The 15,386-nt window shown below is 53.0% G+C and carries 19 protein-coding genes and 1 tRNA gene; 13 read left to right on the top strand and 7 right to left on the bottom strand.

The window, feature by feature from the left end:
- The first annotated feature begins 18 nt into the window (after positions 1-18).
- The gene (locus RG807_RS07945) at positions 19-723 is read left to right on the top strand and encodes an AzlC family ABC transporter permease (protein WP_309044411.1); all 705 of its coding nucleotides are present in this window, start codon (positions 19-21) and stop codon (positions 721-723) included.
- A complete protein-coding gene (locus RG807_RS07940; RefSeq protein WP_309044410.1) occupies positions 716-1,066 on the top strand; it encodes a branched-chain amino acid transporter permease in 351 nt (116 codons plus the stop codon). The genes RG807_RS07945 and RG807_RS07940 overlap by 8 nt, the downstream gene beginning before the upstream one ends.
- Positions 1,067-1,075: 9 nt before the next feature.
- Here the strand turns inward: RG807_RS07940 and RG807_RS07935 are convergent, their stop codons facing one another.
- Positions 1,076-1,480: a DUF1330 domain-containing protein gene (locus tag RG807_RS07935; RefSeq protein WP_309044409.1), complete on the bottom strand. Its 405-nt coding sequence runs from the start codon at positions 1,478-1,480 to the stop codon at positions 1,076-1,078.
- Positions 1,481-1,612: 132 nt separating this feature from the next.
- Between RG807_RS07935 and RG807_RS07930 the strand changes: the two genes are divergently transcribed.
- Together RG807_RS07930 and RG807_RS07925 are read left to right on the top strand one after the other, a co-directional pair.
- Positions 1,613-2,560: an AEC family transporter gene (locus RG807_RS07930; protein ID WP_309044408.1), complete on the top strand. Its 948-nt coding sequence runs from the start codon at positions 1,613-1,615 to the stop codon at positions 2,558-2,560.
- Positions 2,561-2,605: 45 nt separating this feature from the next.
- A complete protein-coding gene (locus RG807_RS07925; RefSeq protein ID WP_309044407.1) occupies positions 2,606-3,205 on the top strand; it encodes a DUF938 domain-containing protein in 600 nt (199 codons plus the stop codon).
- Positions 3,206-3,219: 14 nt separating this feature from the next.
- Here RG807_RS07925 and RG807_RS07920 read toward each other — a convergent pair whose 3' ends face one another.
- On the bottom strand, positions 3,220-3,720 hold the full coding sequence (locus RG807_RS07920; protein WP_309044406.1) for a lactoylglutathione lyase family protein: 501 nt from the start codon (positions 3,718-3,720) through the stop codon (positions 3,220-3,222).
- Positions 3,721-3,813: 93 nt separating this feature from the next.
- Between RG807_RS07920 and RG807_RS07915 the strand changes: the two genes are divergently transcribed.
- On the top strand, positions 3,814-4,683 hold the full coding sequence (locus tag RG807_RS07915) for a LysR family transcriptional regulator (protein ID WP_309044405.1): 870 nt from the start codon (positions 3,814-3,816) through the stop codon (positions 4,681-4,683).
- A 43-nt stretch (positions 4,684-4,726) separates the two neighbouring features.
- Here RG807_RS07915 and RG807_RS07910 read toward each other — a convergent pair.
- A tRNA-Ser gene (locus RG807_RS07910) sits at positions 4,727-4,817 on the bottom strand.
- A 210-nt stretch (positions 4,818-5,027) separates the two neighbouring features.
- Between RG807_RS07910 and RG807_RS07905 the strand changes: the two genes are divergently transcribed.
- Both RG807_RS07905 and RG807_RS07900 read left to right on the top strand, forming a co-directional pair.
- Entirely contained in the window at positions 5,028-5,558 is a 531-nt protein-coding gene (locus RG807_RS07905; protein ID WP_309044404.1) for a hydrolase, read from the top strand.
- A 72-nt stretch (positions 5,559-5,630) separates the two neighbouring features.
- A complete protein-coding gene (locus RG807_RS07900; protein ID WP_309044403.1) occupies positions 5,631-6,284 on the top strand; it encodes a cupin domain-containing protein in 654 nt (217 codons plus the stop codon).
- Between the two features lie 23 nt (positions 6,285-6,307).
- Here the strand turns inward: RG807_RS07900 and RG807_RS07895 are convergent, their stop codons facing one another.
- From RG807_RS07895 to RG807_RS07885, 3 genes are read right to left on the bottom strand one after another with little or no spacing between them, the layout of a single operon-like run.
- Positions 6,308-7,498 carry an MFS transporter gene (locus RG807_RS07895; RefSeq protein WP_309044402.1) on the bottom strand — a complete coding sequence of 397 codons (1,191 nt, stop codon included), beginning with the start codon at positions 7,496-7,498 and terminating at the stop codon, positions 6,308-6,310.
- Between the two features lie 3 nt (positions 7,499-7,501).
- A complete protein-coding gene (locus RG807_RS07890) occupies positions 7,502-8,329 on the bottom strand; it encodes a CheR family methyltransferase (protein ID WP_309044401.1) in 828 nt (275 codons plus the stop codon).
- 39 nt (positions 8,330-8,368) lie between these two features.
- Entirely contained in the window at positions 8,369-9,298 is a 930-nt protein-coding gene (locus RG807_RS07885) for a chemotaxis protein CheV (protein WP_309044400.1), read from the bottom strand.
- A gap of 188 nt (positions 9,299-9,486) precedes the next feature.
- Here RG807_RS07885 and flgA point away from each other — a divergent pair, with 188 nt between their 5' ends.
- The 3 genes from flgA (at position 9,487) to RG807_RS07870 (ending at position 11,190) form a co-directional block, all read left to right on the top strand.
- The gene (gene flgA / locus RG807_RS07880; RefSeq protein WP_309044399.1) at positions 9,487-10,188 is read left to right on the top strand and encodes a flagellar basal body P-ring formation chaperone FlgA; all 702 of its coding nucleotides are present in this window, start codon (positions 9,487-9,489) and stop codon (positions 10,186-10,188) included.
- A gap of 197 nt (positions 10,189-10,385) precedes the next feature.
- Positions 10,386-10,712, top strand: a complete 327-nt coding sequence (gene flgM / locus RG807_RS07875) for a flagellar biosynthesis anti-sigma factor FlgM (protein WP_309044398.1) — start codon at positions 10,386-10,388, stop codon at positions 10,710-10,712.
- A gap of 7 nt (positions 10,713-10,719) precedes the next feature.
- On the top strand, positions 10,720-11,190 hold the full coding sequence (locus RG807_RS07870; RefSeq protein ID WP_309044397.1) for a flagella synthesis protein FlgN: 471 nt from the start codon (positions 10,720-10,722) through the stop codon (positions 11,188-11,190).
- Here the strand turns inward: RG807_RS07870 and RG807_RS07865 are convergent, their stop codons facing one another.
- Positions 11,191-11,934, bottom strand: coding sequence for a cyclic di-GMP-binding domain-containing protein, MshE-related (locus RG807_RS07865; protein ID WP_309044396.1), 744 nt, complete (start codon positions 11,932-11,934; stop codon positions 11,191-11,193). It lies immediately after the preceding gene.
- A 264-nt stretch (positions 11,935-12,198) separates the two neighbouring features.
- On the opposite strand from RG807_RS07865, the gene RG807_RS07860 reads away from it, so the two are divergent.
- The 3 genes from RG807_RS07860 (at position 12,199) to RG807_RS07850 (ending at position 15,368) form a co-directional block, all read left to right on the top strand.
- On the top strand, positions 12,199-12,762 hold the full coding sequence (locus RG807_RS07860) for a peptidylprolyl isomerase (protein WP_309044576.1): 564 nt from the start codon (positions 12,199-12,201) through the stop codon (positions 12,760-12,762).
- A gap of 22 nt (positions 12,763-12,784) precedes the next feature.
- Positions 12,785-14,659, top strand: a complete 1,875-nt coding sequence (mnmC1, locus tag RG807_RS07855; protein WP_309044395.1) for an FAD-dependent 5-carboxymethylaminomethyl-2-thiouridine(34) oxidoreductase MnmC1 — start codon at positions 12,785-12,787, stop codon at positions 14,657-14,659.
- 76 nt (positions 14,660-14,735) lie between these two features.
- Positions 14,736-15,368, top strand: coding sequence for a CBS domain-containing protein (locus RG807_RS07850; RefSeq protein ID WP_309044394.1), 633 nt, complete (start codon positions 14,736-14,738; stop codon positions 15,366-15,368).
- Positions 15,369-15,386 lie beyond the last annotated feature (18 nt).

The raw sequence follows: 15,386 nt of genomic DNA, 5'->3' as shown, positions 1-15,386 counted from the left end.
CAGAACGTTTGGATGCTAATGAACTCTCTGGTTTTTCGCCTAACACTGCCCATTCTTTTTGGCTACCTCCCGCTTGGCATGGCTTTCGGGGTACTGTTCACAACCCAGCTGGACTATGCATGGTGGGCAGCACCACTGATGGGCGTAGTCATCTACGCTGGTGCCGGCCAGATTCTTGCAGTCAGCCTTTTAGCGGCCAGCGCCGGTTTGCTGGAAGTATTCATCGCGATGTTTGTACTCAATGCCCGCCATCTTTTCTATGGCCTGTCTCTGCTCGGGCAGTTCCGACGGGCAGGCTGGCGCAAGCTCTATCTGATTTTTGGTCTGACCGATGAGACCTACTCACTACTTACAAGCCGCCCGCGCTCACAGGACACACTAAAGGAACTGGACATTGATTTCCGAATAACGGCATTCAATCAGGTTTACTGGGTCATTGGCTGCATTCTTGGCGCTCTTCTGGGCCGAAACGTGGCGTTTGACAGCACAGGTATCGAATTTGCCCTTGTTGCACTGTTCATTGTGCTCACAATTGAACAGCTCAAGGCACTGGGGGATGCGTTCCCGGTATGGGTTGGCGCAGCGGCGGCAGGGGTAGCCATGATAGTACTGCCACCTGCACACCAACTCATTGGCGCCATTGCGATAGTGACCGCGGTACTTTTACTCCAGTATCGCAACCTGCGTGCCAAGCCTGCTGCGGAAGGCCACAGCCATGTCTGATACCGTTTATCTCACAGCCTTCATTGCGGTTGCTGCCGCTGCGACCTTCGCAACGAGAATCATCCCGTTTCTGTTTTTCGAACGCCATACCGAGCACCCTCTCGTAAAGCACCTTGGGCGCTTCCTGCCTGCGGCAGTTATGGCGTTGTTGGCTACGGTATTTTTACAGCGTTCGGCTGATTGGGATGCTGCTTTACCCGGATTTGATGCAATTCTTGCGGGAACTCTAGTAGTAATCGTTCATCTGTGGCGACGCAATGCCCTGCTCTCTATTGCTGCAGGCACAGCAACCTATATGGTGATACGCCAGTCGGGGCTATTGGAATCCGGGGTTATTGGCTGAGGCTTTGCTTCAGCGCGGGCCTTCCACATTGGCAACCAGCCTTGAATCTTTCAAAGCTGCGGTGCGGTGTTTGACCACGCCTTTGTATTCAGAGCTCTGAATCATTGCCATGAACGCATCGATTGACGGATAACGCACAAGCAACACTTGATCCCAAGACTCATCGGGCGGAGCAATAAGAGAACCAACACTACGACCAGACCAGATAACCTCAGCGCCCACGGCGCTCACGCAAGCGGCCGCTTCTTTCATATACTGTTGATACGCTTCGCGCCCACTGCACTCGCCAGAATCATCGGAGTAATCTGCTTTATCGCGAAACCGTAGCAAGTTGAGCATTACGACAGGCTGGTCTTTTGGAGTGTCTGCCAAAACTTTCTGCAGCTGTTCCGGCGCGGGATTAACGACGTTCATGCCTGAGCCCTTTGTATTATAGGTTTTGCCATACTATAGCCCACCCGTTAGAGGCTTCGGCAAGCGATTTCATTAACGTTCCTTCAGATCTATCATGGAACCTTCACTCTCCAGCTTACTGGCCGCTCTACAATGGACCTGATCAACCTGTTTCAGCAAACTCTTGCAACCACTCTCCCGGTTTTCGCTATGGTTTTTATCGGGCTTGGGTTGCGCCGCATCGGCTGGATAGACGACGTCTTTGTGCACACTGCATCAGCACTGGTTTTCAAAGCCACGCTACCAACGCTTGTGTTTCTCAGCATCATAAAGGCAGATCTAAGCACCTCCCTTAACCTTGGCCTTCTCGTTTTCTACCTGTTTGCAACACTTACCAGTTTCACACTTGCATGGCTTTGGGCACGCTGGCGCGTACCCCATGCTGATCGGGGCGTATACGTGCAGGGTGCTTTCAGGGGTAACTGCGGCATCGTCGGGCTTGCATTGGCGGCAAACCTTTACGGAGACTTCGGGCTCTCTGCTGGTAGTATTTTGCTGGGCGTAGTGATCCTTTCTTACAATGCACTTTCGGTGATTGTGCTTACTGCATACCAGGCAGGAGAGTCTCCGGAGTGGCGCCGCATCCTCAAGGACATACTTCGCAATCCTCTTATACTTTCCGTATTTGCAGCTGTTCCTGTGGCCTGGCTTAATCTTCAATTGCCGGAATGGATTCTTACCAGTGGCGACTATTTTGCATCGCTTACCCTTCCACTGGCCTTGTTGTGCATCGGCGCAACGGTATCCTTCAGCGCCCTTCGCAATGACAGCTCAACGGCATTTAGTTCATCCCTGATGAAGATGGTGTTCTTGCCAGCCCTGTGTACCGGCGCAGCCTGGGCATCAGGTTTCTCCGGGCCTGAGCTGGGGCTGCTATTTCTGTTCTTTGCCAGTCCGACAGCAGCTGCAAGCTTTGTGATGGCCAAGGCGCTTGGCGGCAATGACCGATTGGCGGCGAACATCATTGCAATAACCACACTGATGGCAAGCGTCACCGTAACCTTGGGGGTATTTGTCCTGAAGGGCGCTGGCCTGATATAAACATCTGTCTACGCTCGAACCTCCAATAACCAATCAGAGCCTCCAATGACTGACGGAAAGCCGTATTCCCAAGCCTGCGAGAACAACAAACAAGTTATTCTCGAAAAGATTGCCACTGTGTTCAACGAGCCTGGAACCCTATTGGAGATTGGCACAGGTACCGGGCAACATGCGGTTCATTTTGCCCAGCACCTTCCGCACCTTCTATGGCAGCCCAGCGACCACCCAAGTAACGCTCAGCTGTGTATGCCTTGGCTGGAAGATGCGAACCTGCCCAACATCAACACCCCCTTGCCTCTGGATGTCAGCGCGCCTGACTGGCGACTCCCGCCAATCAATGGTGTTTTCTCTGCCAACACAGCACACATCATGCCCTGGCCTGAGGTTGAAGCAATGTTCCGGGGCGTGGCTGCCATTCTCGATGCGGGCGAAGCCTTCTGCCTGTACGGGCCTTTCAACTACGGAGGCCAATTCACAAGCCCCAGCAACCGGCAGTTTGATACTCATCTGAAACAGCGAAACCCTGAAATGGGTATTCGGGATATGGATGACCTCAAACGAACCGGCAATGCGATCGGGCTGGTTCTGGAATCCGACTTCGAAATGCCGGCCAACAACCGGTTGCTGGTCTGGAGGCGATGCTAGCATCGGGGCCGGCCTCAGTAAGCACCCTCGCTGTATATCAGCTCATAGCTGTGGCTATAAATCTCCACAATGTTACCAAACGGGTCTTCCATATAGATCATGCGGTAAGGCTTTTCGCCGGGGTAGTAGTACCGCGGCTTTTCCATTCGCTTCTTGCCACCCGCCGCAACAATTCGATCAGCCAATTCTTCAAGATTCGGATCCTGCACACAGAAATGGAAAATGCCGGTTTTCCAATATTCAAAGTTATCTTCCGGGTTAGTCTGATTTCTGAATTGGAACACCTCTACCCCAATCCTGTCACCGGTCGACATATGAGCAATTCGAAAACTCCCCCAACCTTTCCCGAACACTTCTGTGCACATTTCACCAATGGGGCTGTCATCCTCGACGATTTCAGTCGGTTCCATGATCAGATACCAACCCATCACCTCGGTATAAAATTTGACCGCTTCTTCCAGGTTGGGGACTGAAAGCCCAATGTGTGAAAAGTTTCTTGGATATACGTTATTCATGCTCTGCTCTCCTGTTTAAACCTCGCATTAGATTACAAACGCAGAGTGATTACGTAAAATTATCATCTGCCATCATGATGAGTACAAACTATAATGATCAACACGACATGGCTAAGAAGTTTCTGCAGCTTGGTTGAAACAGGCCACTTCACTCGCACCGCTGAGCGCCTCCACATGACCCAATCTGGCGTCAGTCAGCATATACGGAAGCTGGAGGATCAATTAGGAGTGGCGCTACTTCTACGGGAAGGTAAGCAGTTTTCACTCACAGATGCAGGTGAACGCCTTTACGCTGAAGGGCGAACACTCATTCAGGCGCTGTCGAGCCTTGATCAAAGAATAGCGGAGGACCCCCCATACAAAGGGCTGGTCAGGGTGATGTCGCCTGGAAGCGTAGGCCTAAAGCTTTACCCGCACCTTCTTGGGTTGCAGAGCCAGCATTCTGAACTGGTCATTGATTACCGGTTTGCCCCCAACAAAGATGTTGAAAAGACTATTGCGGACTATAAATCCGATATTGGATTCATGACCAGCGCGCCAACCCTTGAAAAAGTAAGCTGCCAAGCAATTGCACATGAATCCTTGCTGCTGGTCACGCCTGCAAATGTTGTTGACCCAAGCTGGGAAGCATTAACACAGCTAGGCTTTATCGATCACCCTGATGGCGCTCATCATGCCAGCATGCTACTTAGCGCGAACTTCCCCCAGTTTCAACACAGCAACCTGTTCAAAAAGAAAGGCTTCTCGAACCAGATTGGCTTGATCCTGGAACCAGTGAGCTTGGGATTAGGATTTACCGTATTGCCTGCGCATGCTGTTGAGGCCTTCAATCGGCCAAATTCCATCAAAAGCCATCAATTGCCGCAACCAGTCAGTGAGACTCTGTACCTTGTAGTTCGGCGCGAGCAGTCTTTGCCGAATAGAATGAATACAGTGATTGCAGAGGCAAGAAAGTGGCTTTGAGACGCCCAAAAAAAAACCCAGCACTTCTGCTGGGGTTCAGTATTGGCGGAGAGAGAGGGATTCGAACCCTCGATACGCTATTAACGTATACACACTTTCCAGGCGTGCGCCTTCAGCCACTCGGCCACCTCTCCAATAACCTGTTTCAAATCAGCAATATCGTCGCTCATTTGAGGGCGCAAACTTTAATGGTTTTAGGGGCGCTTGGCAACTCCCTTACGATAAATCCCGGCAAAATTTCCAGTTTGCACCAATAATAGGCAGTAACGTGCTCACTATTCACGTTAGGAGTATCATGGCATTTCCAATCTGTTCATTATGTTAACCAAGCTTGGGGGCTATCCATGCTAATGAAACCCGACCAATCCATTCTTCTGCTGGTAGATATTCAGGAGAAGCTGATGCCAGCCATTGCCTACGGCCAGGATGTAGTAGACAGGTGCACAACCCTTGCAACCGTTGCAGGGCTTTTGAACATACCCGTTGTAGGTACCGAACAGCTGCCGGAAAAGCTGGGGCCTAACGTGGAAGCCATCAAAGAACTTTGCCACCATACTCTTGCAAAGTACCACTTTGACGCCTGCCCCGACGGATTAGTGGAAAGCCTACCCGAAGGCCGGCAGCATATTATTATTGCTGGCTGCGAAACCCATGTGTGCATGATGCAAACGGCTCTCAGCCTGATTGATGCCGGATACAAGGTATGGGTTGTTGCTGACGCAACGGGCTCGCGGAATGAATTTGATCGGGACGTGGCGCTTGATCGGCTCAGTGCGAGCGGTGCTCGTATTGTCACGGTCGAGATGGTCGCGTTTGAATGGATGGGGCACTGCAAGCACCCCGCCTTCCGTGATATTCAAGCGTTAATCAAATAGCCGCAAACCCGCCCATCCACCCGTAGTTTTGCGTCGTAATGAACGTCTCGACTTTTATTAAAGAGGCACAAAATGCTGAATATGGATTTTGGCCGCAAGGTTGTCATCCGCACTGGTGAACAAGAGTGGTCTCCCAGCCCCGCAGGGGGCGTGGTCAGAAAGCCGCTTGCCCGAGAGGAGGCAGAAAGAGGCCACGCAACCAGTATTGTACGCTACGACCCGGGCGCTTCATTCAGCCGGCACGAGCATCCTCTCGGTGAAGAAATACTGGTCCTGGAAGGCATATTTTCCGACGAAAACGGTGACTACCCTGCCGGCACATACCTACGTAACCCACCCGGAAGTGGACACGCGCCATTCAGTCAGTTGGGCTGCACGCTGCTGGTAAAGCTGCACCAGTTTAATGAACGGGATCTTAAAACAGTGCAGATTGATACAAAAAATACCGACTGGCTACCAGGAATCGGCGGCCTTGAAGTAATGCCACTGCATGAATTTGAGCACGAGCATGTGGCACTTGTTAAGTGGCCAGCCAATGAGAAGTTTCAGCCCCACAGACATTTCGGAGGCGAAGAGATATTCGTTATTTCTGGTGAGTTTTGTGATGACCATGGGCGCTATCCACAGGGTACATGGATGCGAAGCCCTCACATGAGCCAGCACCACCCTTTTGTGGAGCATGAAACAATTATCTGGGTAAAGACCGGCCACCTGCCCATTGATTGAGTGTGATCCAACAGTGCTGTGCACTACTCGGTTTCGGTGACTCTGGCATCCCCTCGACTTAACCAGAACACCATCAGCAACCCGTGGATTACCAGGAACGGTACAGCAACCATCACAAGCGCAGACCAGCCAACCCATGAAAGTATGACACCGGCCGATAGAGCCGCAGTGGCCTGGGAGCCGAACACGAACACATCATTCAGACCTTGAACCCTGAACCGTTCGGCATCTGTATAGCCCCTCGGCAACAGTGTAGTGCCACCCACAAACAGAAAGTTCCAGCCAATACCCAATAGCACCAACGCCGAAAGGTAGTGGTGAAACTCAATGCCGCTGGCGGCCAGAACAATACACCCAAGATAGGCAAGAAGCCCTGCTGCCATCATAAGCGGTATACCGACAACCCGCGTGAGCCAACCACTGATGAGCGATGGTAAATACATGGCCATGATGTGCAACTGAATTACACGCTTGGCATCGTCCAGATCATGCCCCGCCATTTCCGTCATGCTGAGTGGCGTTGCCGTCATGATAAAACTCATCACGGCATAGCCAATCGCCGCACCGCTGATCGCTACCCAAACCAAAGGGTTGGCGAGAATGTCTTTCATTGGGCGGCCGCCGCCGTTGGCATGAACAGGCCTTACCAGTTCACTCTTCGCACGATAACCCAGGCTCAGTATTACAAGCGCTGCAAACTGGACACCCGCCAGCGCGAGCCAGCTTGTGAAAAAAGGATGATCCGTTCCGCCCTCACTGCCTAGTGCCGCAATCTCAGGCCCAAGCCAGGCTGCAATAAGCCCGCCAAGCAAAACCCGTGAAGCAGCTGACCCAGCCATGCTGGCAGGCACTGATTCCATCGCAGCGAAGCGATACTGGTGCACCACTGCCAGCCCCGTCCCACCAACCACGGCCGCCAGACAAAGCAACGGGAACAGGGCCAGCCAAGATGCCAGAGCACCCAGGATGCCCGCCAGCATCCCCATGGACGTTCCAAGCAGCATTACGCGCTTGCGCCCCAGGCGCTCCATCAACCAGGTGGCTGGTTTGATGGCGAGTACAGTACCCACCACCACCAATCCGACAGGCAGGGTTGCGTACTCCGGGGCCGGCGCCAGAAGGCGCCCCTGAATGCTTCCGATAAACACAATAAAGGGCGCCGTGCACATGGCCAATGCCTGCGCAGCTACCAGTACCCATACGTTGAAGGGCATCGCTTATTTTTTCCTGTAAATGATTCCGGGGTGGCACTGAACCATTTCGTAAAGATCGGGCAAGCCATTGAGGGATTCAGACGCACCCAAAATCAAATACCCCCCGGGATTAAGGGTGGCGTGTATGCGGGTCAGGATATCTTTCTTATGATCGGCAGAGAAATAGATCAACACGTTACGACACATCACAATGTCGAATTTGCCCAGCATATACCGCTCAAGGAGGTTCAGTTCTTTGAACTCCACCATGCTTTTGATTTCGGGCCGAATCTGCCAGCCGCCGTTGGTGGACGGTGTAAAAAACGCTCTCTGACGTTCTGGCGACAATCCTCTGCCAATAGCGATCATCTCGTACTCACCCCGGCGGGCGACTTCAAGCACGCTTTTGGAGATGTCTGTCGCAGTCACCTTCACATTGCGCAATTTCCCGGGCTTCTGACGCCGAAACTCGTCCACAATCATCCCAACCGAGTAAGGTTCCTGACCTGTAGAACAGGCAGCTGACCAGATTCTCAATGGGGTTGCCGGGGAGCGCTCGGCAAACTCGGGGAGCAGTTGTTCCTGAAGGATACGGAACGGGTGGTTATCACGAAACCATAGGGTTTCGTTGGTGGTCATTGCATCAATGACCACTTCTCTGAGACTTGCCCTACCGGACTTTTTCAAAAGCCCGAGCAGATCACCCAGAGAATTCAAATCATTCTCTTCCAGTATCCGCCGCAAACGGCTTTTCACCAGGTACTGCTTGTTTTCGCCCAGCAAAATACCACACGCATCCTGCAGGAACGACTTGAAGGCTTCATATTCCTGTGGGGTAATTTCTGCTTTCATTGGATCTCAGTTCTGTATGAATTACCTGTCGAAAAAGCCTCAGCCCTGATCTAACACTTCCATGACCCGCCCCGCCAACTCATCCGGGCTGAACTTTGCCATGAAATCATCAGCTCCGACTTTCTTAACCATCGCCTTGTTGAATACACCACTCAGTGAAGTATGGAGCATAACAAAGAGCCCACTGAGTGCGGGATCACTTTTGATTCGTGTAACCAGTGTATACCCGTCCATTTCGGGCATTTCTACATCCGAGATAGTCAATGAAAAATGATCGGTTGCCTTGGAGCCATCCGCTGTCACTTCCTTGAGATATTCGAGAGCCTGCTTCCCGTCGTTTCTCAAAACCACTTCCATGCCGATGGCTGTAAGGCAACGCTCAATTTGCCGGCGCGCAACAGCAGAGTCATCCACCACAAGAATTGGCAGGTGTCCGGCTTCTCTTTCCGCGCTCTTGTTCCGAACCGCCTCCGTCACATCGTCACTAATCGGAGACACCTCAGAAAGAATCTTCTCTACATCTATGATTTCTGCCAACTTATCATCAATCTTGGTAACAGCTGTAAGGTAGATATCCTTCCCTGCCCCTTTTGGAGGAGGAAGAATATCTTCCCAATTCATGTTCAGTATTCGGTCGACACCAGTGACCAAAAACCCCTGGGTTTTGCGATTGTACTCAGTGATGATCACAAAGCTATTGGGCAAGTCCTCCTGAGGTATCCCTGGCAAACCAATAGCCATCCCAAGATCAATAACCGGAATGGTCTCGCCCCGCGTATGTGCCACACCGCGAACCACTGCACGGCTGTTAGGCATGGAATACAGCTTGGGGCACTGCAGTACTTCCTTCACCTTGAACACGTTGATGCCGTATATCTGGCGGCCGCGCAACCGAAACAGTAGGAGCTCAAGGCGGTTCTGCCCGACCAACTGCGTGCGCTGATTTACACTGTCCAATACCCCTGCCATCGCAGTCTCCCCTGGCCGGCCTGTATCACCGGCATACATTTTGCTTTCTATTATGTTGAGTTGTCAGAGCGACGCAATAACGTCGCCTGCAAGCGGTTAGGCCTGTTTAACGGCCGGAAAGCCGCAATCCTTAGGCATTCTCAGTGGTATTTGCCGTATTACTGACAGCATAGGACAAACCAGCAGATATGCGCACCCAGCTTTTAGTATGGACCATTCTCGTAGCGGCGGTTGCAAGCCCGGCACAGGCGAAAACAACCGCCGACGAGATACGCGAAGCAACAACAGCACTTCTCGAGACCTTTGCCGCAGCGCAAGCCGGGAGGGGCTATAACGTCACCTTCGAAACCGGCAACATTGACAGCAGGCTGGCGCTGGCCCCCTGCTCTGCAGATCTGGCTATAGAGTTCACTGGCGACCCATGGAAAAGCGAGCACCCCTCAGTTCAGATAGCCTGCGCCGGCGAACGCCCCTGGCGTATGTTTGTAACGACTACGGTTTCCATCAACGGCCCTGCACTGGTCGCTGCCCGCCCGTTCGGAAGAGGTGAGCGCGTAACGGGTAATATGCTTGAAACCCGATCTGTTGTGGTTAATGCCAGCCGACGGGGAATAATAACCGATTCACAAATGGTTGAAGGTATGATCGTACGCCGACCCGTGAATGCCGGATCGGTGCTCACCCCGGACCTTCTCGACGCACCGAACGCTGTCAGCCGGGGCGACCATGTTATCATTACCGCCCGCCGCGGGGCCTTTTCAGTGCGCTCCCGCGGTAAGGCTCTGGCCAATGCGTCGGTGGGCGAACAGGTACTTATAGAAAACCTTGGCTCATCTCGCACGGTAAAAGCGAACGTAACAGCCCCCGGCCATGTAGAAGTGCCAATGTAGCGCCCCATGGCAAACTCTTTCCGCCGGCAGGTTTATGCCGGCGTGGCTCCCTGCCCGGGACGGCATCAGAAGTGTGACAAAATGTTAACAAGATTCGATAAATTGATCCTAAAGTATATCGGCCACTAGCCGTTAAATGGATATAAACCAGAGTCAGCCCACACAAGGTGTGGCTTAACCGTAAAGCAGGTATTGATATGTCAGTTGACTTAAATGGAATTGGCCAAGGCCAGGTCAACACCCAGAGAACCACGGCCGATAAGTCCGCCAACACCCAGAGCGCCAAGCAAGCCGCTCCCGAGCAGGCTAATGCCAAAGCTCAGAGCGCCCGCGGCGAAAACGTGAATCTGAGCAGCCAGGCCAGGAACCTCAAGCAGCTGGAACAGAAGCTGGGGGACTACCCTGAAATGGACGATGAGCGAATTGAGCAGATTCGTTCAGCCTTGGAAAACGGCACTTATAAAATCGATGCAGAAAAGCTGGCCCAGAAAATGCTTGATATGGATAAAAGCATTTTTGGGTGAGTAAATCATGGCTGCAATTGATAATCTGAAGAATCTCCTTTCGCTGGATATCCGTCAGCTTGAAACCCTGGCGGACATCCTGAAGAACGAAAAAACCTGCCTGTCCGACTCCGATACCAAAGCACTCGATACTCTGACTCGAGAAAAAAACGCAGTTTTGGGAGACATTCGCGAGCGTGCAAAGCAAAAAATCCGCACGCTTGTAGCAATGGGGTTTCGGCCAGACTCTGGTGACCCTTCCCGCTTTATTCGCAGTGCCGGGCTTGATGAGCTTTACGCCCTTTGGCAAGAAGCCGATTCAAAGCTTCGGGAGTGCCATATTCTTAATGAGAACAACGGGCGCATTATAAACCATCTTCAAAAACGCCTTACCCGGCTTACAGACATATTCCGGGGCGCTTCTGGCCAGCAAAAACTTTATGGTGCAAAGGGCCAGCAAACAACCGTATCAAACCGAACGGTACTTGCCAGCGCCTGATTATCGCGTATAGATAGTCATGCTCGAATCAGGGTGAAAACTGATGTCCTGAATACTGACGTTGCCCATGGATGGGCTACCTCCACCGCTGACCCGAATATTGTCCATTCGAATCTCTTCAATGCGCTCCGGAAATGCCATGGTTACCCGGCCATTTTCAGCCACCGTGTAGCGCGGCTCCCCGTCGCGATAATGGACGCCGGTGATCGTAAGGTCTGAGTCCAGAACGTTGAGTACCGGAAAAAACACATTGGCTGTGAGTTTCATACCCTCTATGACATCAGGCTCCACTTGACCTGCGCCCTCGTCAGAACCAGAGCCGCCAGCCATACCACTAACAATCTCAACCCGATCAAATAAAGAGCTGTTGCCCTGCCCGGCAACGGCAGACAGCTCATCCTCTGTCAGCGGCGACATTCCAGCCGCATCAAATAACTCACCGGCTTCTGCTGCCTGAGCTGCATTCGCGTTGTTGCTCGCTGCAAATGTCACCAATGGCTGAAATGGAAGCGTTGCCATGGTAACCATGGCCGCCGCACTGCGATAACGGGACTGATGCTTCAACACACGGCCGAGCTCTTTCTCGGTTATCCAGCCTGCCGCAATGAACACCTCACCCAGACGCACGCCACTCTCACGCTGTAATCTGAGACCCTCGTCAACCTGACTCTCAGACAAATAACCGCGATTGACCAGCAGTCGCCCGAGTCGTGATTTTTCCTCAAACCCTTTATGGAATCTCACTAAGCCTCTCCCATTTCCCACAGTGATTACCGTACAACGCGACCCGGTGAGTATGTTACTGCTTAACTACCATCAAAATATTAGCTGACAACCGCACATTCTGCGCGGGCGTGTGTCCCGAAAAAACAAACATATCTGTTAAGATCGGGGCATTCATGAAGCCCCCTGATTATTACAGGAAATTCACTCACAACTATACTAAGCGAGAGCCCGGCAATGACAAATTTGGTAAAACCCTTTAGCAACGTGATCCAGGTCGTACTTATGCTTCTTGGCCTGTCGCTCGTTGCACTTAACGCAAGCGCCCAGACCGATACGGATAGTGCAGATCAGGCGCTTCCGAAAGTGCGCATCCTGACTAACCAGGGGGCTATAGAGCTGCAACTTCGCCCAGATGTGGCACCGGAAACCGTAGAAAATTTTCTGCAGTATGCTCGCGAAGGCTTCTTTGATGGCACGATTTTCCACCGGGTTATTCCGGGTTTCATGGTTCAGGGTGGCGGTTTCACAAAGGACATGGCCCGCAAGGAAACCCGCTCGCCGGTCCGAAACGAAGCCTCAGCAACCTTGCCTAATCTGCGTGGCACTGTTGCCATGGCTCGGACGAACGCCCCGGATTCAGCCACGTCCCAGTTTTTCGTTAATGTCGCAAACAACGATTTCCTCAACGCAGGTGTTCGAGGAGCCGGCTACGCCGTTTTCGGAAAGGTAACCGCGGGAATGGGGGTGGTAGACAATATTGCCGGAGTGAAAACTGCACGTGTTCGGGGCATGGCCGATGTGCCGGTGAACCCTGTGATCATCGAGAGCGTTACTCTGGTTGAATAAAACAACGCAACAAGGCACCACGATGAACCCCTCGCCAGCTCCGCCCGCCATAACGCCGGCGGAGCTGGGTTGGTTCGATGACGTGTCAGAATCCAGCCAGGCATACATCAAACTCAATGACCTGCCAGCACGTTTTGCCGCGCTGCCCGAGGCAGGCTGTTTTGTGGTTGCTGAAAACAGCTTCCGATCGGGCCTTAATTTTCTTGCCGCGTGGCAGGCCTGGCGAGCTTTTGGCCCATCACATTCAGCCACCCTGCACTTTATCTCAGCAGCCCGCTGTCCCCTAAGCCGGCAGGATCTTGAAAAAGTTCTTTCCCGACGGCCAGAACTTCGCGAGTTTTCGGATGAATTGATTGCCAATTATCCGGCCTTGATTCGCGGCACCCATCGCCTGGTGCTGGAGGGTGGCAGAGTTCGCCTGACCCTTATATTTGGTGCTAGGCATGAAGCTTATGACACAGTTTCTTTTCTGGCTGACGCATGGTTTTTTAATGTCGGCTCACCAGCCGAAAGCCGGGGAGCGTGCCCGGAAGAGACCACCAACCATATCCACAAGTTCAGCAGGCCCGGCACTACCCTCGCCGCTCCGCAATCTACCCAGGCCTGCCAGATTGCACTTGAAAAAGCAGGCTTTCTCAAACAGGCCTGCAATAGCCTCGACAGTCAGCCAGATAGTTTCTATGGCATCTTTCAGCCCGGCAAGGGGCCTTCTCCCGCGCAGAGCAAGCCCGCGGAACCAGGCATGTCTGTTGCTGTAATTGGCGCTGGTATTGCAGGCTGCCTGCTTGCAAACAACCTCGCGCAACGCGGCTACTCCGTCACGCTCGTGGACGCTGCCGACGATGCTGGATCGGCGGCATCTGGAAACCTTCAGGGTGCAATGTACGTCAAACTGGGTGTGGAATTTAATCACCAAACCGAACTCGCACTCTCAGCACTAACCTTCAGCCAGCGTTTTTACAGCAACCAGGGAGGGCCGCTTTGGCATCCGACCGGGCTGCTTCAACTTGCCTGGAGTGACGGCGAGCAGGATCGCCAGCGCCGGTTTATCGAACGTAACCAGTACCCAAAAGATGTATTGCGACAAGTATCCAGGGAAGAGGCAGAAACACTGACCGGCGCAGCCTTGGAGAGCGGTGGACTATGGTTTCCGGGCAGCGGTTGGCTTGAGCCAGGCAAGCTCTGCAATGCGCTTGCCATGCACCCTCGCATACACAAAATGTTTGGTTGTTCTATAACGAAAATGGTGGCCACTGGAGACCAATGGCGCCTTGCCTTAACAAACAATGACAGCCCGAACATTCAGGCAAACCGTGTTGTTATCTGTGCCGGGCACTTGAGCCCGCTGCTGATTCCTGGCTCGGGTGCATTTCGCTTCAAGGCCATTCGAGGCCAGGTCACTCATCTACCTGAAGCCCTTGCCGCCAGCCCCAGTGCTGTTATCTGTGGAGCCCGGTATCTCAATCCGGCCCACGGTCTTGAGGGACAGCGACAGGCAGTTATTGGAGCAACGTTTGATCTTCACGACCGTGAGCCCGAGCCCACAACCGAAAGCCATCGGGAAAATATCAGGGCGCTTTCAGCCATGGTTCCGCAAATGCTGCCACCAGGCATGGCGAGCAGCGATCTGCCAGAGCGGCTTACTGGCCGTGTCGGGTTTCGCTGCACAACCCATGATTACCAGCCCGTAGCAGGGCCATTTTATGATGGCTCCGGAGTAGCAGTATCAGGGCTTTACCTTTTTACAGGGTTAGGCAGCAAGGGCCTTACTTATGCCCCTTTGCTTGCCGAGTTTATGGCAGATCAGATATCCGGACAGCCAACGGCTCTGCCTCGGTCTTTGGCAAAAAAGCTGGCTACTGCTCGCATGCATAGGCCAAACGTGGCGTCTTCGTAATCAATTTTAGCTAATGCTCTGCGCCAAGGCGCCGATACACTTAACAGATAGGTCTGTTCTCCAGAGGGTAAGACAGGTGTCCATTTTTGTTAGCGAACCAGGTCGTCCAGTAGGGACAAGGTTGCCGGAAGTATTTCGGGGGCGACGCGTGGGTGATGTCAGTGAGCTGACAGAGGGTCAACCCATCGATCCTGAACGCGGCGAAGCTACGGATGCCGAATTTCAACTTGCTGCTCGGTCAGGCCGGCATCGCGCACTGGAAGAGTATGGCGCAGCTGTTTCAGGCGAGCGCAAAGACCAACGGCCATATCTGCCAGTTTCGTCCATCTGCTCTCCTGTGCTTTACTCATTGCCCGCCTCTGGGACGGTGGCTGAAGCAATCACCTTGCTGGAAGAGCAAGGCGCCAATCATCTGGTGGTTACTGCCGATACTCACATTGCAGGGCTCGTAGCACAGCAATGGCTCCTGGCATGGCTCCACGAACATCAGGCCGATGCCATGAGCCACAGCCTGACCCAAATAGAGTTGCCGGCATTCCTTACAGCCTCTCCCGAAACAGATGCTCACCAACTAGCCAGGCTCATGCTGGCACATCAACTGAGCGCGGCCCTTGTAATTGATGCCAAAGGCCAGCCCGTGGGCATTGTCACCAGCACAGACTACCTTCGCCTGTATGCCAGCGCCAGCGGACAACAAGGCAATGTCTAGACATTAAAGCGGCAGATA

The organism is Marinobacter sediminicola (genome assembly GCF_031157525.1).
GTDB lineage: Bacteria > Pseudomonadota > Gammaproteobacteria > Pseudomonadales > Oleiphilaceae > Marinobacter > Marinobacter sediminicola.
Note: the sequence above shows the minus strand (reverse complement) of the source record. Positions and strands in the feature narration are given on the sequence as shown.

Bases quoted from the DNA above. Each gene is read 5' to 3' on its own strand.
- RG807_RS07945 (WP_309044411.1), top strand. From the start codon at position 19: ATGAACTCTCTGGTTTTTCGCCTAACACTGCCCATTCTTTTTGGCTAC.
- RG807_RS07940 (WP_309044410.1), top strand. From the start codon at position 716: ATGTCTGATACCGTTTATCTCACAGCCTTCATTGCGGTTGCTGCCGCT.
- RG807_RS07935 (WP_309044409.1), bottom strand. From the start codon at position 1,480: ATGAACGTCGTTAATCCCGCGCCGGAACAGCTGCAGAAAGTTTTGGCA.
- RG807_RS07930 (WP_309044408.1), top strand. From the start codon at position 1,613: ATGGACCTGATCAACCTGTTTCAGCAAACTCTTGCAACCACTCTCCCG.
- RG807_RS07925 (WP_309044407.1), top strand. From the start codon at position 2,606: ATGACTGACGGAAAGCCGTATTCCCAAGCCTGCGAGAACAACAAACAA.
- RG807_RS07920 (WP_309044406.1), bottom strand. From the start codon at position 3,720: ATGAATAACGTATATCCAAGAAACTTTTCACACATTGGGCTTTCAGTC.
- RG807_RS07915 (WP_309044405.1), top strand. From the start codon at position 3,814: ATGATCAACACGACATGGCTAAGAAGTTTCTGCAGCTTGGTTGAAACA.
- RG807_RS07905 (WP_309044404.1), top strand. From the start codon at position 5,028: ATGCTAATGAAACCCGACCAATCCATTCTTCTGCTGGTAGATATTCAG.
- RG807_RS07900 (WP_309044403.1), top strand. From the start codon at position 5,631: ATGCTGAATATGGATTTTGGCCGCAAGGTTGTCATCCGCACTGGTGAA.
- RG807_RS07895 (WP_309044402.1), bottom strand. From the start codon at position 7,498: ATGCCCTTCAACGTATGGGTACTGGTAGCTGCGCAGGCATTGGCCATG.
- RG807_RS07890 (WP_309044401.1), bottom strand. From the start codon at position 8,329: ATGAAAGCAGAAATTACCCCACAGGAATATGAAGCCTTCAAGTCGTTC.
- RG807_RS07885 (WP_309044400.1), bottom strand. From the start codon at position 9,298: ATGGCAGGGGTATTGGACAGTGTAAATCAGCGCACGCAGTTGGTCGGG.
- flgA (WP_309044399.1), top strand. From the start codon at position 9,487: ATGCGCACCCAGCTTTTAGTATGGACCATTCTCGTAGCGGCGGTTGCA.
- flgM (WP_309044398.1), top strand. From the start codon at position 10,386: ATGTCAGTTGACTTAAATGGAATTGGCCAAGGCCAGGTCAACACCCAG.
- RG807_RS07870 (WP_309044397.1), top strand. From the start codon at position 10,720: ATGGCTGCAATTGATAATCTGAAGAATCTCCTTTCGCTGGATATCCGT.
- RG807_RS07860 (WP_309044576.1), top strand. From the start codon at position 12,199: ATGCTTCTTGGCCTGTCGCTCGTTGCACTTAACGCAAGCGCCCAGACC.
- mnmC1 (WP_309044395.1), top strand. From the start codon at position 12,785: ATGAACCCCTCGCCAGCTCCGCCCGCCATAACGCCGGCGGAGCTGGGT.